General features: G+C 68.2%; 19 protein-coding genes. 7 read left to right on the plus strand and 12 right to left on the minus strand.

Going from position 1 to position 21,362, the window contains the following annotated elements:
• Positions 1 to 15 precede the first annotated feature (15 nt).
• Entirely contained in the window at positions 16 to 966 is a 951-nt protein-coding gene (locus ACN8ZM_RS24580) for a DUF979 domain-containing protein (RefSeq protein WP_420212626.1), read from the minus strand.
• A complete protein-coding gene (locus ACN8ZM_RS24585; protein ID WP_089453282.1) occupies positions 963 to 1,652 on the minus strand; it encodes a DUF969 domain-containing protein in 690 nt (229 codons plus the stop codon). The genes ACN8ZM_RS24580 and ACN8ZM_RS24585 overlap by 4 nt, the downstream gene beginning before the upstream one ends.
• 340 nt (positions 1,653 to 1,992) lie before the next feature.
• Here ACN8ZM_RS24585 and ACN8ZM_RS24590 point away from each other — a divergent pair, with 340 nt between their 5' ends.
• The gene (locus ACN8ZM_RS24590; protein WP_011355611.1) at positions 1,993 to 2,217 is read left to right on the plus strand and encodes a hypothetical protein; all 225 of its coding nucleotides are present in this window, start codon (positions 1,993 to 1,995) and stop codon (positions 2,215 to 2,217) included.
• Between the two features lie 76 nt (positions 2,218 to 2,293).
• On the opposite strand, the gene ACN8ZM_RS24595 is transcribed toward ACN8ZM_RS24590, so the two are convergent.
• Positions 2,294 to 2,722, minus strand: coding sequence for a hypothetical protein (locus ACN8ZM_RS24595; RefSeq protein ID WP_043181250.1), 429 nt, complete (start codon positions 2,720 to 2,722; stop codon positions 2,294 to 2,296).
• 137 nt (positions 2,723 to 2,859) lie between these two features.
• Entirely contained in the window at positions 2,860 to 3,432 is a 573-nt protein-coding gene (locus ACN8ZM_RS24600; RefSeq protein ID WP_301766734.1) for a hypothetical protein, read from the minus strand.
• Between the two features lie 48 nt (positions 3,433 to 3,480).
• On the opposite strand from ACN8ZM_RS24600, the gene ACN8ZM_RS24605 reads away from it, so the two are divergent.
• Positions 3,481 to 4,485, plus strand: a complete 1,005-nt coding sequence (locus ACN8ZM_RS24605) for a chemotaxis response regulator protein-glutamate methylesterase (RefSeq protein WP_043179381.1) — start codon at positions 3,481 to 3,483, stop codon at positions 4,483 to 4,485.
• A 54-nt stretch (positions 4,486 to 4,539) separates the two neighbouring features.
• Positions 4,540 to 5,616, plus strand: a complete 1,077-nt coding sequence (locus ACN8ZM_RS24610) for a diguanylate cyclase (protein WP_420212627.1) — start codon at positions 4,540 to 4,542, stop codon at positions 5,614 to 5,616.
• Between the two features lie 27 nt (positions 5,617 to 5,643).
• On the opposite strand, the gene ACN8ZM_RS24615 is transcribed toward ACN8ZM_RS24610, so the two are convergent.
• A complete protein-coding gene (locus tag ACN8ZM_RS24615) occupies positions 5,644 to 7,893 on the minus strand; it encodes a putative bifunctional diguanylate cyclase/phosphodiesterase (RefSeq protein ID WP_089453286.1) in 2,250 nt (749 codons plus the stop codon).
• A 338-nt stretch (positions 7,894 to 8,231) separates the two neighbouring features.
• On the minus strand, positions 8,232 to 9,248 hold the full coding sequence (locus tag ACN8ZM_RS24620; protein WP_420212628.1) for a LysR substrate-binding domain-containing protein: 1,017 nt from the start codon (positions 9,246 to 9,248) through the stop codon (positions 8,232 to 8,234).
• 134 nt (positions 9,249 to 9,382) lie between these two features.
• Between ACN8ZM_RS24620 and ACN8ZM_RS24625 the strand changes: the two genes are divergently transcribed.
• Positions 9,383 to 11,239 carry a sulfatase-like hydrolase/transferase gene (locus ACN8ZM_RS24625; RefSeq protein WP_420211009.1) on the plus strand — a complete coding sequence of 619 codons (1,857 nt, stop codon included), beginning with the start codon at positions 9,383 to 9,385 and terminating at the stop codon, positions 11,237 to 11,239.
• Between the two features lie 250 nt (positions 11,240 to 11,489).
• Positions 11,490 to 12,401, plus strand: a complete 912-nt coding sequence (locus ACN8ZM_RS24630) for a helix-turn-helix domain-containing protein (protein WP_420212669.1) — start codon at positions 11,490 to 11,492, stop codon at positions 12,399 to 12,401.
• On the opposite strand, the gene ACN8ZM_RS24635 is transcribed toward ACN8ZM_RS24630, so the two are convergent.
• The 5 genes from ACN8ZM_RS24635 to ACN8ZM_RS24655 form a co-directional block, all read right to left on the minus strand.
• Entirely contained in the window at positions 12,364 to 13,788 is a 1,425-nt protein-coding gene (locus tag ACN8ZM_RS24635; RefSeq protein WP_420211010.1) for a hypothetical protein, read from the minus strand. The two genes, ACN8ZM_RS24630 and ACN8ZM_RS24635, sit on opposite strands and share 38 nt — an antisense overlap.
• A 91-nt stretch (positions 13,789 to 13,879) precedes the next feature.
• Positions 13,880 to 15,295 carry a DUF6765 family protein gene (locus ACN8ZM_RS24640; protein ID WP_420211011.1) on the minus strand — a complete coding sequence of 472 codons (1,416 nt, stop codon included), beginning with the start codon at positions 15,293 to 15,295 and terminating at the stop codon, positions 13,880 to 13,882.
• Positions 15,295 to 16,929, minus strand: coding sequence for an LVIVD repeat-containing protein (locus ACN8ZM_RS24645; RefSeq protein ID WP_420211012.1), 1,635 nt, complete (start codon positions 16,927 to 16,929; stop codon positions 15,295 to 15,297). Before ACN8ZM_RS24645 ends, ACN8ZM_RS24640 begins: the two co-directional genes overlap by 1 nt.
• Before the next feature lie 129 nt (positions 16,930 to 17,058).
• Entirely contained in the window at positions 17,059 to 18,693 is a 1,635-nt protein-coding gene (locus ACN8ZM_RS24650) for an LVIVD repeat-containing protein (protein WP_420211013.1), read from the minus strand.
• 46 nt (positions 18,694 to 18,739) lie between these two features.
• On the minus strand, positions 18,740 to 19,105 hold the full coding sequence (locus ACN8ZM_RS24655; RefSeq protein WP_420211014.1) for a hypothetical protein: 366 nt from the start codon (positions 19,103 to 19,105) through the stop codon (positions 18,740 to 18,742).
• Positions 19,106 to 19,394: 289 nt separating this feature from the next.
• Between ACN8ZM_RS24655 and ACN8ZM_RS24660 the strand changes: the two genes are divergently transcribed.
• Complete coding sequence (locus ACN8ZM_RS24660; protein WP_420211015.1) at positions 19,395 to 19,562, plus strand: hypothetical protein; 168 nt, start codon at positions 19,395 to 19,397, stop codon at positions 19,560 to 19,562.
• Here ACN8ZM_RS24660 and ACN8ZM_RS24665 read toward each other — a convergent pair.
• The gene (locus tag ACN8ZM_RS24665; RefSeq protein WP_043179391.1) at positions 19,559 to 20,452 is read right to left on the minus strand and encodes a LysR substrate-binding domain-containing protein; all 894 of its coding nucleotides are present in this window, start codon (positions 20,450 to 20,452) and stop codon (positions 19,559 to 19,561) included. The two genes, ACN8ZM_RS24660 and ACN8ZM_RS24665, sit on opposite strands and share 4 nt — an antisense overlap.
• 190 nt (positions 20,453 to 20,642) lie before the next feature.
• Between ACN8ZM_RS24665 and ACN8ZM_RS24670 the strand changes: the two genes are divergently transcribed.
• Positions 20,643 to 21,281 (plus strand): hydrolase, encoded by a 639-nt coding sequence (locus tag ACN8ZM_RS24670; RefSeq protein ID WP_420211016.1) that lies wholly within the window; start codon positions 20,643 to 20,645, stop codon positions 21,279 to 21,281.
• The last annotated feature ends 81 nt before the right edge of the window (positions 21,282 to 21,362 follow it).

The following is a 21,362-nucleotide window of genomic DNA, read 5'->3' on the forward strand; positions in this document are numbered from 1 at the left end:
ATCTCGTCCTTCGAGTCAGAAGCGGAATACGAACGCGTACATCAGCAGCGTGTTCACGGCGAGCAGCAGTACGGCCGTCGGCCACTGCGCCTTGATCACGCCGTTCTTGTCCTTCAGTTCGAGCAGCGCCGCAGGCACGATGTTGAAGTTCGCGGCCATCGGCGTCATCAGCGTACCGCAGAAACCGCTCAGCATCCCGATCGCGCCGACGATCGCCGGGTTGCCGTGGAACTGGTGGACGATCAGCGGCAGGCCGATGCCGGCCGTCATCACCGGGAACGCAGCGAAGCCGTTGCCCATGATCATCGTGAACAGCGCCATGCCGACCGTGTAGGCCGCGACCACCGCGAACGGCGAATCGATCGGCACCCACTCCTTCACGAGCCCCGACACCACGCCGCCGACGCCCGCGACCGCGAACAGCGCACCGAGCGCCGCGAGCATCTGCGGCAGGATCGCGGCCCAGCCGACCGCGTCCATCGTGTGGCGTGCCTCCTTCACCGCATGCACCGGCGAATCGCGCAGCATCGCGAGCGCAACGGCGAACGCGACGAGCGTGCCGAGCACGAGCGAGATCAGCGTTACGCTCTTCTGGTCGACGAACGGCACCAGCTTCAACGCGAACGTCCCGATCAGCGTGACGACCGGAATCAGCAGGGCGGGCAGGAACAGCGTGTTGCCGAAACGCTGCGCGAGCGTTTCGCGCCGCACGGCCGCGGCCTCCCCGGCTTCATCGGACTTGCCGCGCCCGAGCTTGCCCGAACCGGCAATCACCGCGAGCGCGATCGCGAGGCAGCCCGTCACGAAATGCGGCAGCAGCGCGCCGAACAGGAACGTGACCGCATAGATCGCCCAGAACGCGAAATTGACGATGCGGCGCGGGTTCGTGCGGTCGGTCAGGTTGAAGCATGCGAACGCGGCGAACATCAGCCCCGCGAGCGTGTACAGCGATTCGAGGCCGATCATCGCGCGCCCTCCTGCGCGAGCAGGCCGAAGCCGCGCGCCAGCCGGCGGTCGAGCAGCGCGAGGCGCGCGCAGTGGATCAGCAGCGCGGCGATCGCGGTCGGGATCGCCCACACCGACAGATGCAGCGGCTCGATGGAGATCCCGTTCTGTTCGAGAAAGCCCTTGATCAGCAGGATCGACTGGATCGCGATGAAGATGTCCTCGCCGAAGAACACCGCGACGTTGTCGGCAGCCGACGCATGCGCGCGGATCTGCTGGCGCACCGACTCGGGCAGCTCGCCGTGCCGGTTGACGGCGGCGGCCTCGGCCATCGGCGCGATCAGCGGCCGCACCATCTGCGCATGGCCGCCGAGCGACGTGAGGCCGAGCGCGGCGGTCGCCTGGCGCAGCACGAAATACAGCATCAGCACGCGGCCCGTGGTGGCCGCCTGCACGCGCGAGATCATCCGCTTCGCCTGCTCCTTGAGCCCGTTGCGCTCGAGCAGCGCGATCACCGGCAGCGTCAGCCAGATGAGCCCCATGTAGCGGTTGTCGGTGAACGCCTTGCCGAACGCGCTGACGATGTCGACCAGATTCAGCCCGCCCGCCAGCCCCGTCGCGAGCCCCGCGATCGTGACCACCAGCAGCGCATTGAAGCGCAGCGCAAAACCGATCACGACGATCGGCACCCCAATCAGCACCAGCATTGCTCCTCCTTGTAGCGGACGCGCGGCGCCGTGACAACGCGCCGCCTGCCCGGTTTCGACCGGGCTCGGACGGACGGCGCAATCTAACATGAGACTTTATCGACAAAAAGTCGACAATTTGCTGCTTCGGGTAAACGTTGAAGCGCGCGGATACCGTGCCCGGGCCATGTGTCGCCGGTGTTTCATCCGAGGAAACGGTGGTCGGCCGGCCGGCACGGGCGCGCCGGCCGCGGCTCGCCCGTACGCGTTCCGGGGCAGCGTGCGGCGGCCCGCCGCGCGTGGCGGAGCCCCGGTGCGCCGACTAAACTGGAAAGCATCGGCAACGGACGGGAGAGCCGCCATGATTGACGTATTCCAGACCATCGGCAGCCGCGCGTTCTCCGCTCATCTGGCGAAGGACGGGATGGTGACGCTGATGGAGCAACGCCATGAGGTCGATCGCGTGACGCTCGCGACCGCGTATGCCGCGCTCGTCGAGGAGTCCGAGCAGGAAACCGACCTGCTCGACGCGACGGTCGAAGGGATGATGCGCGCGCTGATCCAGGGCTACGCGCGCAGCCATTGATGGCGCGGCCGCGCACCGGGTGCGCGGCCGGATTTCGCCCGCGCCCGTTGAGGTTGACGACGGGCTTGCGCGGGCGCTACGCGGCCGGCGTGCCGGCGCCCATGTCGAACCACCGGCCCGCGCGCAGTTGCCGGTAGTCGGCCTGCGTGAAGATCCTCAGCAGGTTCGCGACGGCACCGTTGCTGGCACGGTCGAGTTCCGTCATGAACGCTTCGACGTCGTCGCGGCCGGCAAACAGGATCGTGCTGAAATAGCGTTCGCGTTCCGTGTCGGACAGGTTCGTTGCGCTCAGCTGGTACGGATGGTGAAGCGCCGCGAACAGGAAGTAAAAGCGCTCGGCGTCGTCACTCAGCACGCGCACCGCGTCGGGATCGACCGGAAAATCGCGGTAGAACGACGCGTGTCCGCTCTCGATGGTGATCCGGTACAGCAACCCGCCGTCGCGCTCGATCACGATCGGCGCGTGCGGGTCGCGGCTGACGAGTAGGGTGTCGGGCGCGGTCATCGCGAACGCCACGCGATGCGGTTGCCCGCCCCCGTCCGGATGGCGTGCCATCGTCCGTCTGTGAAAGCCATCTGTAGTGATTCCCCGTCTGCCGGAAAAAGTGCTGCGCGACGCTGCCGGTCGCACGCCAGCCGATGCTAGCGCCGGTCGTAGACCAGGCGCAGCAGAAGATACACGGGATAAGCCACCGCCATGACGATCAGCGTGGCCTCGTGCCCCGACGCCGATTCCGCGCAACGGCGCACGAACCGCTCGGAGCCGAACAGTCCGATTGCAACCAGCAGCACGCCGCCGATCAGAAACGCGGCGAGCAGCCCGATGCCCCACCCCGGCCAGTTACCCGCCGGCGCGGCAGACAGGACAAACGCGCTGCCGCCCGCGAAGGCGGCACCGAGCGTCACCAGATAGCTGCGGCAATACGTGGCGCTGATGTCACGGTCTCTCTTTCCGTACCCCATGCTGCGTGGCGGCCGTTCTTGTTGTCGAAGGCGCCACGGTAACATGTCCGCTTCGTCGGCCCGTGCCCTTTGCCCGCCCGAAACACCGCGCAGCCATGGAGGAAACGCACTGAAACGGCGCAATGCGCAAATTTTTCGATTGCCGCCGCCCGCGCCGCATGACAGCATGCGGGGCGTCGCCAACCGAAAAGAATGCCGTGCCGTCCGGCCGCCGATGCCGTCCGGCGGCGCCGAACAGGCAGCCCCTTCCATGAACCCGGCCCACCTCCAACATTACGAACCGACCGGAGAATTCCGCTTGTGAACATCGGCATCGTCAACGACCTCCCGCTTGCCGTCGAGGCGATGCGCCGCGCGATCGCGCGACGGCCCGAGCACCGCGTGCTGTGGGTCGCGACCGACGGCGCGCAAGCCGTCGAGCTGTGCGCCGCACAGCCGCCCGACGTCGTGCTGATGGACCTGATCATGCCGAAATTCGACGGGGTCGAAGCGACGCGGCGGATCATGCGATCCGAACGACCGTGCGCGATCCTGATCGTGACGAGCTGCATCGGCGCGAATGCGTGGCGCGTGTTCGAGGCGATGGGCGCCGGCGCGCTCGACGCGGTCGACACGCCGCGGCTCGGCGACGGCGCGGCCGGCGACACGACCAAACTGCTGCTCGCGAAGATCGACCAGATCGGCCGCCTGCTCGACGCACCCGGCGGCTCGCGCCTCGCCGGCACGCCTCCCCGCACCGGCGGCGGCCCGCTGGTCGCGATCGGCGCGTCGGCCGGCGGCCCCGGCGCGCTCGCGTCGGTCCTCGGCGGCCTGCCGGCCGATTTCAATGCCCCGATCGTGATCGTCCAGCACGTCGACCGCGCGTTCGCCGAAGGCATGGCGCAATGGCTCGACGGCCAGACCCCGCTTGCCGTGCGCGTCGCGCGCGAAGGCGACCGCCCGCAACCGGGCGTCGCGCTGCTGGCCGCGACCGACGATCACCTGCGCATCACGCGCGCCGGCACGCTCGAATACACGCGCGAGCCGGCCGCCACGCCGTATCGCCCGTCGGTCGACGTGTTCTTCAACAGCCTGACCGAGCACTGGCCCGGCCGCGTGATCGGCGTGCTGCTCACGGGGATGGGCCGCGACGGCGCGATCGGCCTGAAGGCGCTGCGGATGAAGGGCTACCATACGATCGCGCAGGACGAGGCGACGAGCGCCGTGTACGGCATGCCGAAGGCGGCCGCGACGCTCGGCGCGGCGCGCGCGATCCTGCCGCTCGGGCGCATCGCGGGCGAGCTGGCGGCGCTCGCGCGGATCTGAGCCCATGAGCCCGCGCAACACCCATGCCTGCCCTCGCAACAACCCGCATCGACCATGACCATTGACCTGACTCGCCCGCCAGGCGGCCCCTACACGCCGCCCGCCGACGTGCCGGCGATGGTGCTGCTGGTCGACGACCAGACCATCGTCGCGGAAGCCGTGCGGCGCGCGCTCGTCGACGAGGAAGGGATCGATTTCCACTACTGCCCGCGGTCGGACGACGCGATGGCCACCGCGATCGAGACGCGGCCGACCGTGATCCTGCAGGACCTCGTGATGCCCGGCACCGACGGGCTGAGCCTCGTGAAAGCGTACCGGACGAATCCGGCGACGCGCGACGTGCCGATCATCGTGTTGTCGACGCAGGAAGAGCCCACGATCAAGAGCGCCGCGTTCGCGGCCGGCGCGAACGACTACCTCGTGAAGCTGCCCGACCGCATCGAGCTCGTCGCGCGGGTGCGCTACCACTCGCGCTCGTACATGAACCTGCTGCAGCGCGACGAGGCCTACCGCGCGCTGCGGCAATCGCAGCAGCAGTTGCTCGAAGCCAATCTCGAGCTGCGGCGCCTCACGCATTCGGACGGCCTGACCGGGCTGTCGAACCGGCGCTATCTCGACGAATACCTCGCCGCCGAATGGCGGCGCGGCACGCGCGAGCGCAGCGAGCTGTCGCTGCTGATGATCGACGTCGACAATTTCAAGCTGTACAACGACACGTACGGCCACGTGTCGGGCGACAGCGTGCTCAAGCAGATCGCGTCGACCATCGAGCGCTGCCTCGGCCAGTCGGGCGATCTCGCCGCGCGTTTCGGCGGCGAGGAATTCGCGGTCGTGATGCCGGCCACGTCGCCCGGCGCCGCGCGGCTGCTCGGCGAGAAGATCCGCCTCGCGGTCGAGGCGCTGCGGCTGCGGCACGCGCAGTCGTCGACGGGCAGCACCGTGACGATCAGCATCGGCGGCGCGAGCATCGTGCCGATGCCCGGCCTGCCGACGACCCTGCTGATCGAAGCGGCCGACCGCGCGCTCTATCGCGCGAAGCACGAAGGCAAGAACCGCGTCGAGATCGATGCGACGCCGACGACGCCGGGCCCCGGCGGGTTCGGCGGCTTTGGCGCGCCGCGCGGCGACTGAACGCTGAACGCCGGGCGCGCGCCGCGCTCACACGGCGCCGAGCCGGCGCGCGTAGTCGTTCGGATCCAGCGGACGGCTGAACAGATAGCCCTGCTGCATGTCGCAGCCGATCTGCTGCAGAAACCACGACTGCGCCTGCGTCTCGACGCCTTCGGCCGTGACCTTCATCCCGAGCGAATGCGCCATCGCGACCACGGCCTGCGTGATCGCCACCGAATCGTGATGATCGGGCACGCCCGACACGAACGAGCGGTCGACCTTCAGGTTGTGCAGCGGAAAGCGCTTCAGGTACGCGAGCGACGAATAGCCGGTACCGAAATCGTCGACCGAGATCCGCACGTTCATGTCCGTGAGCGCCTCGAGCATCGGCAGCACGGTGTCCGTGTCGTTCATCAGTAATCCTTCGGTAATCTCGAGTTCGAGCGCGGACGGATCGAGCCGCGTCTGCGCGAGGCAGCGATCGACCGATTCGACGAGCCCCTCGTGGAACTGCCGCGGCGACAGGTTGACGGCCAGCATCAGGTCGGGCGCGATCGTGCGGCGCCATTCGGCCGCCTGCCGGCACGCGGTTTCGAGCACCCACTGGCCGATCGCGACGATCAGCCCCGTATCTTCCGCGACCGGAATGAACTCCGTCGGCGACATCGGCCCAAGCTCGGGGCTCGTCCAGCGCAGCAGCGCTTCGGCGCCGACCGTGCGGCCGCTGCGTGCGTCGACGACGGGCTGATACGCGAGCCGCAGCATGTCCGACGAGAGCGCGCGGCGCAGCGACTGCTCGATCGCGAAGCGGCGCTGCAGCCGCAGGTTGAGCTGCGCGGTAAAGAACGTGAAGTGGTTGCGGCCGCGCTGCTTCGCGTCGTACATCGCCGAATCGGCGTTGCGCATCAGCGTGACGGCATCGTCGCCGTCGCGCGGCGCGACGCTGATCCCGATGGACACGCCGAGCCAGTATTCGTTGTTCGCGATCGCGAACGGCTTCGCGATCGCATCGATCACTTCGCGCGCGAGCACCGCGAGCCGCTCGGGATCGGCGCAGTCCTCGACGAGGATCACGAACTCGTCGCCGCCCACCCGCGTGAGCGCGTACTGGCCGCCGCCGCAGGCCGAGAGCCGTGCGGCGACGCTGCGCAGCAGCGCGTCGCCCGCTTCGTGGCCGGCCGTGTCGTTGACCTTCTTGAAGCCGACGAGATCGATGAACAGGATCGCGACGCGTGCAGGCCCGCCCGCCGCATCGTGTCCGCCGAACAGCTCGCGCATGCGGTCGCTGAGCCAGCGGCGGTTGTAGAGGCCCGTCAGCGCATCGCGCGTCGCCAGGTAGCGCAACTGCTGCTGCGCTTCGCGCACAGGGCCGATGTCGTTGAACGACACGAGCACCGAGTCGGCCTGCTTGTCGCCCGGCCTCACGATCGGCACCGCGTTGCCGCGCACCCAGATGACGTCGCCGTCCGCGAGGCCGAAGCCGACCGTGTAGTCGAGCATCGGCGTGGCCGTCTCGAGCGCGCGCCGGCTCGGCCATTCGTCGGGCGCGATCGGCGAGCCGTCTTCATGCAGCTTGCGCAGGATCACCGTCGACAGCCGGCGGCCGACGAGGTCGCCGTGCACGCGCATCATCCGGTTCGCGCTCGGGTTGCTCGCGACCACGACGCCGTCGCGCGACACGACGAGGATCCCTTCGTGCAGGCTGTTGACCACGAGCCGGTGATGCTCCTCGCTGCGCGCGAGCTGTCGCGCGATCCGGTCCTGGTGTACCGCGAGGCCCACGCTGTTGCCGATATCGCGCAACAACGCGGTTTCCTCGTCGCCCGGCCGGCGCGGCGTGCGGTGATAGACGGCGAACGCGCCGAGCACGGCGCCGGTGTCGTCAAGGAACGGCACCGACCAGCAGGCGCGCAAGCCCAGCGGCAACGCGACGGAACGGTAGTCGGCCCAGAGCGGATCGGTTTCGATGTCTTCGACGGCGACCATCCGGCGCAGGTACATCGCCGTGCCGCACGAGCCGGCCGCAGGGCCGATCGACGCGCCTTCGATCGCCGCGCTGTACTGCGCGGGCAACGATGGCGCGGCGCCGACGTGCACGTGCACGCCGTCGGGATCGAGCAGCAGGATCGTGCATGACGCGCCGTCGCCGAGCAAAGCCTCGGCACGCCGGCAGACTTCGACCAACAGCTCCGGCAGCGGTGTGTTGCGCGTGATCAGTCTCAGCACGCTTTGCTCGGACGCAAGCACTTCCGCCGCGAGCCCGAGACTGTAACGAGAACTTTGCGGTTCGGTATTCAAGATGAATCCTGCCGTCGGTCCGATCGGGTCTGATGCGCCCGATTCGTTTTCGATCCTTCGTGCCGTTTTTCGCCCCGGGTTTACGCCGATGCCCGGTGCGCCCCGTGAAACGCGCGGTGCCAACGCGCGCCGAAAACTATTTAACACCAATCCGTGACACGCCGGGGATCCGTGCGCATCAGGGGTTACGCGCGGTCGGTGCGGCGTCTGCCGCCGGCAGTCAGCTTGCCGAAAGACTCGCGCGCGATGCGACGCCCCCGGGCAAGACCGGGCCCGGCCCGCGCCGCGTGCGCACACGGTGCGTCGGATCGTGGCGGTGCCCCCGGCTCCGTTCGCGTTCAGTCGTCCGCGCCAGGATCCGTGCGCGTCACAGCCTTCAACGCATCGATCGCGGCCGCGACCGACACGCCCGCGGGCGCCGCATACAATGCGCCGACCGTTTCAGGCATCGTCGACAGCTTCAGCGGCAACCGGCCGACGCGCTCGCCTGCGCGCGCGGCCAGCGCAAACGCACGCGCCGACTGCACGAACAGACACGGCAACTGCTCGGCCACCGCGCGGTTGGTCTGCCATGACACCGATTCCATCAGCACGGACGGTGGCGCCAGGCCAGCCTTCGCGAACTCGGCGTCCAGCGCCGTGCGCGCGGGCGACCCGAGCGGCGGCGCAATCCACGGGAACGCGGCCGCGTCGCGCCAGCCGATCCGCGCGCGCCTGAGCAGCGGGTGGCGCGACCCGCACATGACGATCATGTCGTCGCGGTACAGCGGCGCGACGTCGAGCCCCGCGCTCAGCGCCGACGCATCGAGCCGGCACACGAGCAGGTCGAGTTCGCGGCGCTGCGCCTGCGCGAGCATCCGGTCGAACGTGTCCTCGCGCACGTTGAGCTGCACGGGACGGCCGGCTTCCCGCAGCCACGCCAGCGCGCCCGGAATCAGTTGCGGCGCCATGTTCGGCAGCAGGCCGATCGTCACCGGGCGGCCGGTGCCGGTGCGCAACGCATCGAACGCGGGCGCGACGCCGCGCATGTCGGTCAGCACGCGGCCGATGCATTCGAGCAGCGCATCGCCGTACGCGGTCGACGCGACGCGCCGCGACGTGCGCTCGAACAGCGGCAGGCCGAGCGATTCCTCGAGCTCGCGCAGCCATTTCGACAGCGCGGGCTGCGTGATCGACGCAGCCTCGGCCGTGCGCGCGAAGCTGCGCGTGCGCCCGAGCGTGTCGAGCGTTTCCATGTCGCGCACGCGCAGCCGCCGCAGCGCCTGCGCGATGCGCTGCTCGTGGGCCGGCGCGCCGGGCAGCGCGAGCGGTTCCGGCCGCGTGCGGCCAGCCGGGCCGTGTGGATCGTGGGTCACGAGCGTCTCCGTCATTCATGTTCGCCAGGTTATTGATCGACCTCGATCTTTCATCGATCGATACGCGATCCTGCCGCATAGTCGTCGGCATGAAAACCCCCGGCACGAGCCGGCATGACCAGGAGACAGCCGACGTGAAAGACGATCAGGACACCCCCGCCGCCGCCGCCGAACCCACCGCGCGGCGCCAGTTCCTCAAGCTGGCCGGCGCGGCGGTCGCGGCGGCCGGCTTCGGCGCCGACGCGCTGGCCGCGAACCCGCCGCCGGCCGCCCCGGTTGCCGCCGGTGCAGGCGTCGATCCCGCGCCCGCGTTCCATGGCGCGACGACCGCGCCCGCCGCGCCGCCAGCCGGCTACAACATCCTGTTCATCCTGACCGACCAGGAGCGCCACTTCGACCGCTGGCCGTTTCCGGTGCCGGGCCGCGAAGCGCTGCGCCGCGACGGCATCACGTTCATGCACCACCAGATCGCCGCATGCGTGTGCTCGCCGTCGCGCTCGACGATCTACACGGGGCAGCACATCCAGCACACCGGCGTGCTCGACAACGCGGGCGCACCCTGGCAGAAGGACATGTCGCCGGACGTGCGTACCGTCGGCCACATGCTGCGCGATGCAGGCTACTACGCCGCGTATCTCGGCAAATGGCACCTGAGCGCGTCGATGCACGAAACCACGAGCCCGTACACGGCGCCCGTGGCCGACTACAACCGCACGATCCGGTCGTACGGTTTCGACGACTATTTCGGCGTGGGCGACCTGATCGGGGCGGCGCGCGGCGGCTACCAGTACGACGGGATCACGGCCGAGGCCGCGGTCAGCTGGATGCGCAACCACGCGCCGCGGCTCGCGAAGGAAGGCAAGCCGTGGTTCCTCGCGGTGAATCTGGTGAACCCGCACGACGCGATGTTCGTGAACACCGACACGAACGGCTCGACGGTGCAGGACGCGAACCACCCGCTGCTCGGCAACGCGCCGCCGCCGAACGACGCGCTGTATCGCACGTCGTGGACCGACGTGCCGCTCGCGGCATCGCGGCGGCAGCGCTACGACGAGCCGGGGCGACCGCCCGCGCACGGGATGTTCAACGCCGCGCATGCGAACCTCGTCGGCCGCTATCCGTTCACCGACGAACGCCTGCGCATCTATCAGGACAACTACTTCAACTGCGTCCGCGATTGCGACACGCACGTCGTGCGCCTGCTGCAGTCGCTGCAATCGCTCGGCCTCGACGAACGCACGATCGTCGTGATGACGGCCGACCACGGCGACCACGTCGGCGCGCACCAGCTCGTCGGCAAGGGCGCAACCGCGTACCAGCCGCAGAACCACGTGCCGCTCGTGATCCGCCATCCCGCGTATCCGGGCGGCATGCAGTGCGATGCGCTGACGTCGCACATCGACATCGCGCCGACGCTGCTCGGGCTCACCGGCCTCGACGACGCGCGTCTCGCGTCGATCCGCGGCAATGCGCTGAAGGGGCACGACCTCACACGCTGGCTCGCGAAGCCGGCCGAGACGAAGCTGCACGCGGCGCGCGACGCGACGCTGTTCAACTACGCGATGCTGCTGTACTACGACAGCGAATGGATGCTGAAGGAACTGGGCACGCTGCGGCAGAAAGGCGTGCCCGAGGACGAGCTGTTGCGCCGCGCGCTGGCGCAGCAGCCGGATTTCCGGTTGCGCGGCACGATCCGCAGCGTGTTCGACGGCCGCTACCGGTTCACGCGCTATTTCTCGCCACTCGAATTCAACCGGCCGACGACGATGGAAAACTTGTTCGCGCGCAACGACGTCGAGCTGTTCGACGTCGCGAGCGATCCGGGCGAGATGCGCAATCTCGCGACGGACAGGAACAGGCACGGCGAGCTGCTGCTCGCGATGAACGGCCGCCTGAACGACCTGATCGCCAGCGAAGTCGGCGACGACAGCCCCGACGTGATGCCGATTCGCGACGGCAAGGTCCAGGTGCAGATCCGCAAGGGGCTTTGACGGCGGCCGGCCATCGTCCGGTACCGGCAAACATCGGACGATTCCGCATCCAGCGATCCCCTGCCGTGCGGTTGCGCCGTTCGACCGCACGCGGGGCGCCGCTTTTCATCGTCGTTCCGGACAGGTAAGCATCGAGTAAGCATGACGCCCTACAGTGTGCTGATTCTCCAAGGCGGATCATCGCGGCGAGCGCGCGCTTCGCCGGTATCCGGGCGACATGAAGGGAACAGGCATGCAGAACCGGCCAACGATGAGTTATGTGTGTGCAAAACATCCCGACGGACGCCGGTCGAACTGGCAACCGCCGGCGGGCTGGAAACGACAGCTGGCGACGCCGTCGCGCGGTGTCGTGGCGATCGATCACTACATCGCGCAAGCATCGGAGCTGATCGATCTCGAAACGACCGAGCCGGTCTTCACGCTGCACCTGCGGATGCCCACCGGATTCGAAATGCGCACGGACGACAGCAACGGCTGGGCCCCGCACGTGATGCGCACGCCGTTGACTTACGTGCCGCCCGGCTTCGGGTGTTCCAGCCGATGGTCGAACGACATCGAATGGCTCGCCGTCCACTTCGAAGTGTCCTGGCTCGCCCGGTCCGGCCTGCTGCCCGGCACGCCGGCCGTGCCCCGCTTCGACGTGAACGACGACCTGCTCGTGCAGATCATCAGGAGCATCCATGAAGATGCGGTCGCGGGGATGCCGTCGGGGCCGACCTATGTCGAAACCCTGGGCGCGGCCGCGCTCGGCCGCATGTCGTATCTCGAGTCGACGCGCAAGGCCCGCGAGTACACGCATGCGCAGGGGATGCGGCGAGCCGTCGAGTACATCCGCGACAATTTCCGCGATCCGCTGACGCTCGTGACGCTGGTCGAAGCGGTCGACTATCCCGGCGACCTGTATTCGTTCATCCGGAACTTCAAGAAGGCCAACGGGGTGACGCCGCATCAGTACATCGTCGAGACCCGGCTGCAAGCCGCCCGCGACCTGATCGAACGCGGCCGATGCGATGTGACCGAGGCCGCGCTCGCGTGCGGCTTTTCGACCACGAGCCACTTCTCGGCCACGTTCCGCAAACGGTGGGGATGCTCGCCGTCCGGGCTCAAGCCGCGTGCCGCGAACGTCACGCGAGCGGCAGCGACAGGATCCACAGGCCGCTGACCGTCAGCACGATCGTCAGCACCAGCAGCGGCAACTGGTTGCGCACCACGGCGCCGGCCAGCACGCGATGACGGACGGCGATCGCGTGCGTGACGACCACGCTCAGCACATGGCCGGCGAGAATCAGCAGCACCTGCGCATGCCAGATATAGCCGACGTTGATCAGGAGCGCGGTCGGCGCGACCTGCGCCGGGTCGATCGGCAGCAGGTTCCAGCCGATCCCGAGCGGATCGGACAGCAGTGAGACGATCTGCCGCCCCTGGTCGATGAACAGCGTGAAGTAGTGACACACGTTGTAGAACAGCGCGATCGGCAACAGCAACAGGCAGAACTGCCGCGCAAACGCGTGACCATCCAGCGTCGAACGCGATCCCGCCGCGCCGAGCGCGCAGAAGCCCCGGAACAGGCCATGGTAGGCCAGCCCGACCGCGGCAAAGGTGGCCCACTGCCCGGCGAGCACGAGGTCCCCCGCGATCGCGTAGTCGTTTTTCAGCGCCGGCGACACCGCGACGATCAGCGGATAGATGCCGCGCCAGAAGAAGGTGTTCCAGACGGCTGTATCGCGCAAGCCGTCATAAGCCGTCGACGACAGCATGAACGACAGGAAGATCACGACGCTGGTGTCGAACGGCGGTTCCGACGCCATGCCGGCGACCGGATTCCTCAGCCTGATGCCGATTTCGCGCGCCGACACGCGACGCCACTCGAGCGGCGACAGTCGTGCGCACAATCCGCACAGGATGCCGAACGCATCGAAATGCCTGAGCCACACGTCGCGGCCGACGCAGAACGAACCGGCCAGCGCATAGATCGCGTAGCCGGCAAGGAACAGGCTGGCGTCGCGCGGCCGTGCCGCGCCGAACAGCTCCAGCGCGATCAGGGCGACATACACGAGCAGCGCGGGATACGATGCGAGGCCGCGAGGATAGCGATACCGGCCCCTGTCGAATGCCGGGACGCCGCGCGCCACGATCCGCAGCAGCAACGCAAACGGGTTCGTGAACGCATAGAGGTCGCCGAACACCGCACTGACGTAGATCGACCCAAGATAGAACCAGAGCCAGAATCCCGACATGCTGAGGTTGACGAACGGGTTCTGGGTGCCGGCGAGGCCCGACACGATCAGCAGGACAACGAAGCCCATGCTCGCAACCTGCCCCGCCGCGAGCGCCACGGCCGGTATCCGCCCTTCCCGCCGCCATCGGATCGCCGGCGCGCGCGTGTCCGGAATGCGCGCGCCCGATGCGAACGCCAGGATCATGAAGGACACCACGAGCGTGCCGGTGGCCGCGTACGCATAGAGCCACAACGGCACCGGCAGGTAGTACGGAATATTCCACGCATGCGCATCCGCGCAGGTCGGCGCGCAAGCGAGAAGCGCCGCCACCCCCGGGGCCCGCCACGCGTTGCGGCGTGAGACCCCGTTGTCGACGGGGGCTGTCGCGCCACGCGCACCATCTTCGAAGTCGTCGCGCATATCAGTAATCGGAAGACGAAATCAGTCCCGTGACCTTCCAGCCCGCCCCGCTGCGCTGCTCCGACACCACGCCGATCGTGTCGTAAGGCGCATCGAGCAGCTTGATCAGCGCGACGGCACGCTTGTTTCCGTCGGCCGAATCGGGCAGCGGAAAAACCAGGAACGGCAGAATCGGTGACGGCTTGTCGCCCTCCACGATGAGCGGCAGCACCGCATCGTTCAACGACTTGAAGACCGCGAACGACGCGCGGTTGCGCAGGCTCGCGCCGGCGCTTCCCGTCGGCAGCGAGGGCGTCCCGATCGCGAGGTAGGTGCCGTGATCCCGCAAGCGCCAGCCGGTCAACTGCTCGACCAGCGGGCCGTCGGGCTTGCCGGCGTGGCCGGTAGCCAGCGCGGGCAGCCAGCGCTTGTCCACAGGCGATGTCGTGACCCAGTCGCTGAAGAAGCGTGCGTAGAAATCGACGAGCCCCTTGTCGACGCCGGGCTGCCCGGTCGGCGCGACCGGCTTCGGCACGTCGCGCCGGCCGTGCCAGCGGACCGCCTGCCACGCGGGGCCGTCCGGCAGGCTCGTGCCGTCGAGGAACGACGTGTCCTTCAGGCCGTTCGCGACGAACCAGCCGGATTTCGCGTGCTTGGTTCGCGCGTCGATGAAACCGGCGAGCATCGGCCGGACCTGCTCCCACGGCCGCGCGTTTCTCGACACGCCATTGATCTTCGGATAACGAATCATCTGGAGATACGTCGACTTCGCCATCGCCTCCGTATCGACGGGCCAACGCCAGGTCATCTCGGCAGCGTGGCCGGACGGGCCACCGCGCGCGAGCGGCGCGGCCATCGCCAGGCTGGCGTCGCATTCGATACCGTAGCGGCGCCAGTCCGGTACCGACGGCGTGCCTTGATGCGCCCACGCGTCTTGCAGCGCATGCAGCGACCGGCCGAACTCGCCCAGCATGAAGGCCGCGTTGCGACCCTCGGCACGCCGCAGCGTGGCATCGACCGAAGACCGTGACGCCGGGCCGTCCGGCACCACGATCCGGGCGGCGGCCGCGGCCGCCACACGGGTCTCGCTCGGATAGTGCGCCGCCTGGGTATCCTGCGCATCGGGCGCGAAGCGCGACAGGCAGGCAAACTGCAGCGGCGACGTCATGTATTCGATCGAGCCGGCATCCATCCGCTGGTCGGCGAGCGCAATCGCGTCGGCCTCGCCGGACGCGAACCCCGCCTGCGTCGCGAGCCAGAACGTGAGGCCGAAGTGCACGTCCGCTTCGAACCCCGAGCACGTCAGCGGCATCGCGAGCGCCGCCAGCAAGGCCAGCGCGGCAACGCCCGAATTGCGCCGGGCGCGGCCTCGCGCGCCTGCCCTGCCGATTGCGACCGCTTCACGCGATGACCCGCGAGCAACCTGTCTGCTATGCATCAATTGCCGATCTCCGTCGCTTTGGTGCTTTCGGGAAACGGCCACGCGCCGTTCTCGAACGACAGCACGAGCAGCCCGTTGTCCTGGCAGGCGGTAGTCAGCAGATGGCGGTCGAAGTCGAAATCGAGACGCGACGCACACCAGTCCGGGCCGCCCGGGCGGTACTGGCCGAACATCAGGTGCGCGGAACCGGCGCCGGGCGACTTGGCCGAAGGCGGGTTGTAATACGCGATCTCCTTCGGCTTCGCCGGATCGCGAATGTCGAACACGCGCACGCCGGAGTTGAAGTAGCTGCACGCGAGCGCGGTGGCGTTCTCCCGGTTGTCGACGCTGCAGTAGTGCGACCCGTACGTGAACGTGGAAAGGCCGAGAATGTCGGGAATCACCTTGCTGCAGTTCTGCACGGCGTGCGTTTCGAGTCGCAGTTCGGAGACGAGCTGCGGCGTCGCTTCGTTCGACATGTCGTAGATGTGCCCCATCGGGAACGGTGCCACGCCGGCATTGCACGCGGCCTTCACGGCAGTGGCGCTAGGATCCTGAAGCCCGCCCGAGCCGCCTTCATCGACCTCGATCAGATAGGGCTTGCCCGCCACGGAGAACGAGATCGTATGTTGTGCAATGCTGCCGTCCCGCACCGGCATCGTCGCAATCCGGTGCATTTGTGCATTGGGACGCCGGCTCTGTACTTCGCTGGTGTCGATGACGAAGAACCCGTTGTCGCCGGTCGCATTCGGGTTGTCCAGCGGCGGTGCGCTCATGCCGATCGCCGTGCCGCCGTTCCCCGACGAGACGAAGTACGCGCGGTTCCCGTCCTGGCTCACCGACAGTCCGTGGGAAATGGTCCCCATGCCCAGGTCCGGCACACTGATGGCCGAGATCATCTTCGGCCGGGTCGGCACGGTCAGGTCGATCGCGTAATAGGATTTTGTAAACGCCCCGCCGACGTAGTAGGTAAACCCATCCGGAGAAAACCCGCCTTCGTGGCCGAGCTGCTTGGTGGCTGGCACGATGCCGCCGTCTGCGCCCGTGCCGACGGGAACACTGGCAAGCAACTGCGGGCGCGTGCAGTCGGTCGCCACGTCGTACAGGTCGACCTCCGGGCCGCCACCGCCACCGAGCCCGTTGTCGGCAGCCAGGATGCCGCGCGCCACGTTCACACGCAGCGATTCCCACGGATCGATCATCGCCGTGGACGTCAGCGAACTCACCCGCACCGGCTTGGCCGGATCGGTGATGTCGATCACCGGCACGCCCGGGTTCACGCGCGGCGGCGCATCGGGATTGTTGAAGGCCGGCGTGGCACCCATCGTCGCATGGTAGAAGCAGGTGTGGCCCTGCCGGTCGGTGTAGGTCGCGGCCGACCACGACGCGCCCTCGCCCTGCACCTGGCTGACGCGCTTCAGGTTGCAGCTGAAGCCGCCGAATCCGGACTGGCGCAGCGCGGCGGGCACCTGCCCTTGCAGCGCCGTCTCGGGCGTGTCGCCCGGGCTGCAGCCGGGCACTCGCGGTACGACATAGTCCGCCACCGATACGGCGGGTGTCGTGCTCGTCACGTCGTTGTCGTCTCCGCCGCAGCCGGCGAGCATGAGTGTGCCGAGCGATATCGCGATCGCCAGCCGGGTCGGTAATTGCATGCTTGTCTCCTCCTGGATTGCTGAAAATGTCGATGTGGCGCGGCTCGGGTGTCGCCATCACCGGCTATGCCGGCCGCTTCTGTGAGTCATCCCGGTTGCGTCGCATGGCAGGGGTGCGCTGCCCGCGCGTCAATTGCCGGCCTCCGTCGCTTTCGTGCTTTCGGGAAACGGCCATGCCCCGTTCTCGAACGACAGCACGAGCAGGCCGTTGTCCTGGCAGGCGGTAGTCAGCAGATGGCGGTCGAAATCGAAATCGAGGCGCGACGCACACCAGTCCGGGCCGCCCGGGCGATACTGGCCGAGCATCAGATGACCGGAGCCGGCGCCGGGCGACTTGGCCGAAGGCGGGTTGTAGTACGCGATCTCCTTCGGCTTCGCCGGGTCGCGAATGTCGAACACGCGGATGCCGGAATTGAAGTAGCTGCACGCGAGCGCCGTCGCGTTCTCCCGGTTGTCGACACTGCAGTAGTGCGATCCGTACGTGAATGTGCCAAGGCCGAGCACATCGGGAATCACCTTGCCGCAGTTCTGCACCGCGTGCGTTTCGAGCCGCAGCTCGGACACGAGCTGCGGTGCCGCTTCGTTCGACATGTCGTAGATGTGGCCCAGCGGGAACGGCGTCATCCCGGCAATGCACGCGGCCTTCACGCTCGCCGCGCCCGGATCCTGAAGCCCGCCCGAGCCACCTTCATCGACCTCGATCAGATAGGGCTTGCCGCCCACGGAGAACGAGATCGTATGCTGGGCCCCGCTGCCGTCGCGCACCGGCACCGTCGCGATCCGGTGCATGTGTGCATTCGGGCGCCGGCTCTGCACTTCACTGGTGTCGATGACGAAGAACCCGTTGTCGCCGGTCGCATTCGGGTTGTTCAGCGGCGGTGCGCCCGTGCCGATTGCCGCACCGCCATTGCCGGTCGCGACGAAGTACGCACGGTTTCCGTCCTGGCTGACGGACAAGCCGTGGGACAGCGTCCCGAACCCCAGATCGGCCATCGTGATCGCCGAGATCAGCTTCGGCCGTGTCGGGATCGTCAGGTCGACCGCATAGTAGGAACGCACTGCGGATCCGCCGACGTAATACGTGAAGCCGTCGGGAGAGAAACCGCCTTCATGGCCGAGCGCCTTGGTGGCCGGGAGGATGCCGCCGTCGGCGCCCGTGCCGACGGGCACGCTCGCGAGCAACTGCGGGCGCGTGCAGTCGGTGGCCACGTCGTACAGGTCGACTTCGGGGCCGCCGGCGCCGCCGAGCCCGTTGTCGGCGGCGAGAATCCCGCGCGCGACGTTCACGCGCAGCGATTCCCACGGATCGATCATCGAGGTCGACGTCAGCGAACTCACCCGCACCGGCGTGGCCGGATCGGTGATGTCGATCACCGGCACGCCCGGGTTCACGCGCGGCGGCGCATCGGGATTGTTGAAGACCGGCGTCGCGCCCATCGTCGAGTGGTAGAAGCAGGTCCGGCCCTGCCGGTCGGTATAGGTCGCCGCCGACCATGAAGCGCCCTCGCCCTGAACCTGGCCGACGCGCTTCAGGTTGCAGTTGAAACCGCCGAATCCGGACTGGCGCAGCGCGGCGGGCACCTGCCCTTGCAGCGCCGTCTCGGGCGTGTCGCCCGGGCTGCAGCCGGGCACCCGCGGCACGACGTAGTCCGCCACCGATACGGCGGGCGTCGCGCTCGTCGTGTCGTCGACGTCTCCGCCGCAGCCGGCGAGCGCGACGGCGCCAAGCGATAGCACGAGCGCTATCCGGGACAGTGCCTGCATCTTTGCCTCCTCCTGTTTCGAATGTCGTTCCGAGCCGGCTTTATCGTTAGTTGTCCGGATATATCTCGATGACAGCCACCTCGATCTGCTCGCCGGTCCGGCTGTGAAAGTGCAGCGAAAAGCGCCCGGTGATCCCGACCGGGAGAATGTCCATCGACTGCTCGGTTCCGACGGTGCAGGCCGCGAGCGCACCCGGTATTTCATGCGCCATCAGCACACCCGCCTCTCGCGAATGCACGTTGATATGCGCCGGCATCCCTTCGCGAATCGCGATCACGGATCGTTCCCAGGGCGCCTTGTCCCGATCGACGTCGACGGAAAACACCTGTTGATCCGGCGGTCTCGTCGACGCGTGCGACAGATGTCGCGCGACACCGTAGGCCAGCACCAGCGCCGACACGGTCGCGATCAACGCGACGAGTCGACGCCGCTGCCGCCGATTCCCTTCCTCCATGGCGGCGCTCCGTTTCATCGGCACTGACGCCGCGCCGTATCTCGTGCCGGCAGGCCGGCCATCCGCGCGGCCCTCAGCCGTTCGACGAATGGTAGTGAGCGCCCCGATGCAGCGATATCTGCTTATTGCGGGTTGTCGGAAAATTGCGTCCGGAGTAACCCGAGCCAGGGCTGGCCGGGCAAGGTTGCGCGCCGGATTCGGGAACCGGCACACGCGAATCTCGCGAGCCGATCACGCCCGATGGGCGATGGGCGATTCGCGCGCGACGATGCCGGGCGGTTCGATCTCACGCCCTAACCGGGGCAACGGCCTCGATGCGATGAAGGAACGCAACGGGATGCGCAGGCCGGGCCGCAGCACCGACCGCCTCGGCACACCCGGCGGCGACACACCGAACGCGGCCGCCACGCGTTAATCCCTGCGGATGTGTTCGGCCAGGAAGTCGATCAACAGACGCACGCGCGGCAGCAGCCCGCGCCGCGACGGAAACACCGCGTGGATCACGCCGCCCTTCGGCGCCCATCCGGGCAGCACGTCGACCAGCGTGCCGTTGCGCAGGTCGTCCTCGACGACCATGCACGGCAGTTGCACGATGCCGACGCCGTGAATCGCCGCATCGCGCAGCGCATGCAGGTCGTCGGTAATGAAGCGCGGGTGATGCCGCAATGGCACCTGCTCGCCGTTCGGCCCGACCAGTTGCCACACGTGATGTCGCGCCGGCCCCCAGTCGAGGCTCGGCACGCCGGCCAGTTCGGCAGGATCCGACGGCGCGGCGCGCCCGCCGAGCCAGTGCGGCGCGGCCACCAGCCGCTGCGGGCTGTCGCCGAGGATGCGCATCACGAGATCGCTGTCCTCCAGCGGCGGAAAGCGCACCCGCAACGCGAGATCGATGCCTTCGCTCAGCAGGTCGACGCGCCGATTCGTCGCCTCGAGATGCACCTGCACCTGCGGATGAATCGCCATGAAGCGCGCGATCAGTTCGCTCACCCGGTATTCGAGCAGCGCGGTCGGGCAACTCACGCGGACGATGCCTCGCGGCTCCGCGTGCCGGCGCTCGATCACCTCGCGTGCCGCCTCGGCTTCGACCAGCACGGCGAGGCATCGCTCGTAGAATTCGCGCCCGGTCTCCGTCACCGTGAACCGGCGCGTCGTGCGCTGCAGCAGCCGCACGTCGTACTGCGCCTCCAGCGCCGCGATGCGCCGGCTCAGCGTCGATTTCGGGACGTCCAGCGCGCGCCCCGCCTGCGTGAACCCGCCGTGTTCGACCACCTTCACGAAATAGTAGAGGTCGTTCAGGTCATCCATGATTGTTCCACCCATAGAACACTGATGGCATTTTAAGGGACTGGAACGCCGTTTGTTGCACGAATAGCATCGTGATTCGACGCGTATCGAGGTCGTCGCAGGGGTCCGGACTGTTCTGGTCCGGGCCCTCTGCCACGCCGCCCCGGCCCGTCGGCCCCCTTCACTTCCTGCCCTGTCTCTGGAGGCAACCATGGCAAGCGAACCGATTCGCGACCCCGCGAACGACCACCTGCTCACCCCGCAGAATGCGGCGTTCATCGTCATCGATTACCAGCCGGTCCAGGTGAACTCCATCGCGTCGATGGATCGCCAGCTGCTGATCAACAACATCGTCGGCGCGTCGAAGGCGGCCGTCGCGTACGGCCTGCCGATCGTCCACTCGACCGTCAACGTGAAGACCGGCCTGAACAAGCCGCCGATCCCGCAACTGCGCGCGGCGCTGGACGGCCATCCGACCTACGACCGCACGAGCATCAATTCGTGGGAAGACGTCGAGTTCCGCCGGGCCGTCGAGGCGACCGGCCGCAAGAAACTGATCATGACCGCCCTGTGGACCGAAGCGTGCCTGACGTTCCCGGCGCTCGACGCGCTGAAGGCCGGCTACGAGGTGTACGTGGTCGTCGACGCGGTGGGCGGCACGTCGGTTGCCGCGCACGACGCGGCGCTGCGCCGCATCGAGCAGGCCGGCGGCCAGATGATCAGCGTCGCGCAGCTGTTCTGCGAGTTGCAGCGCGACTGGGCACGCAGCGCCACCGTGCCGGCCTTCATCGACCTGTTCATCGAAACCGGCGGCACGGCCGGCATCCAGTTCTCGTACGACAAGAGCTGACCGGCCCGCGCGGCCGCGGACGTTTCCGGCCGGCGGCGCGCACCCGCGCGCGCGGCCGGCCTCATCCGTTCCGCGCCGCCT

This window comes from Burkholderia aenigmatica (assembly GCF_048627025.1).
Classification (GTDB): Bacteria; Pseudomonadota; Gammaproteobacteria; order Burkholderiales; family Burkholderiaceae; genus Burkholderia; species Burkholderia aenigmatica.

Coding starts and splice junctions, on each gene's coding strand:
- ACN8ZM_RS24600 (WP_301766734.1), bottom strand. CDS start 3,432: ATGGAAGGGGCTGCCTGTTCGGCGCCGCCGGACGGCATCGGCGGCCGG.
- ACN8ZM_RS24645 (WP_420211012.1), bottom strand. CDS start 16,929: ATGCAATTACCGACCCGGCTGGCGATCGCGATATCGCTCGGCACACTC.
- ACN8ZM_RS24630 (WP_420212669.1), top strand. CDS start 11,490: ATGAGTTATGTGTGTGCAAAACATCCCGACGGACGCCGGTCGAACTGG.
- ACN8ZM_RS24610 (WP_420212627.1), top strand. CDS start 4,540: ATGACCATTGACCTGACTCGCCCGCCAGGCGGCCCCTACACGCCGCCC.
- ACN8ZM_RS24660 (WP_420211015.1), top strand. CDS start 19,395: ATGGGCGATTCGCGCGCGACGATGCCGGGCGGTTCGATCTCACGCCCT.
- ACN8ZM_RS24650 (WP_420211013.1), bottom strand. CDS start 18,693: ATGCAGGCACTGTCCCGGATAGCGCTCGTGCTATCGCTTGGCGCCGTC.
- ACN8ZM_RS24640 (WP_420211011.1), bottom strand. CDS start 15,295: ATGCATAGCAGACAGGTTGCTCGCGGGTCATCGCGTGAAGCGGTCGCA.
- ACN8ZM_RS24585 (WP_089453282.1), bottom strand. CDS start 1,652: ATGCTGGTGCTGATTGGGGTGCCGATCGTCGTGATCGGTTTTGCGCTG.
- ACN8ZM_RS24590 (WP_011355611.1), top strand. CDS start 1,993: ATGATTGACGTATTCCAGACCATCGGCAGCCGCGCGTTCTCCGCTCAT.
- ACN8ZM_RS24670 (WP_420211016.1), top strand. CDS start 20,643: ATGGCAAGCGAACCGATTCGCGACCCCGCGAACGACCACCTGCTCACC.
- ACN8ZM_RS24580 (WP_420212626.1), bottom strand. CDS start 966: ATGATCGGCCTCGAATCGCTGTACACGCTCGCGGGGCTGATGTTCGCC.
- ACN8ZM_RS24665 (WP_043179391.1), bottom strand. CDS start 20,452: ATGGATGACCTGAACGACCTCTACTATTTCGTGAAGGTGGTCGAACAC.
- ACN8ZM_RS24595 (WP_043181250.1), bottom strand. CDS start 2,722: ATGACCGCGCCCGACACCCTACTCGTCAGCCGCGACCCGCACGCGCCG.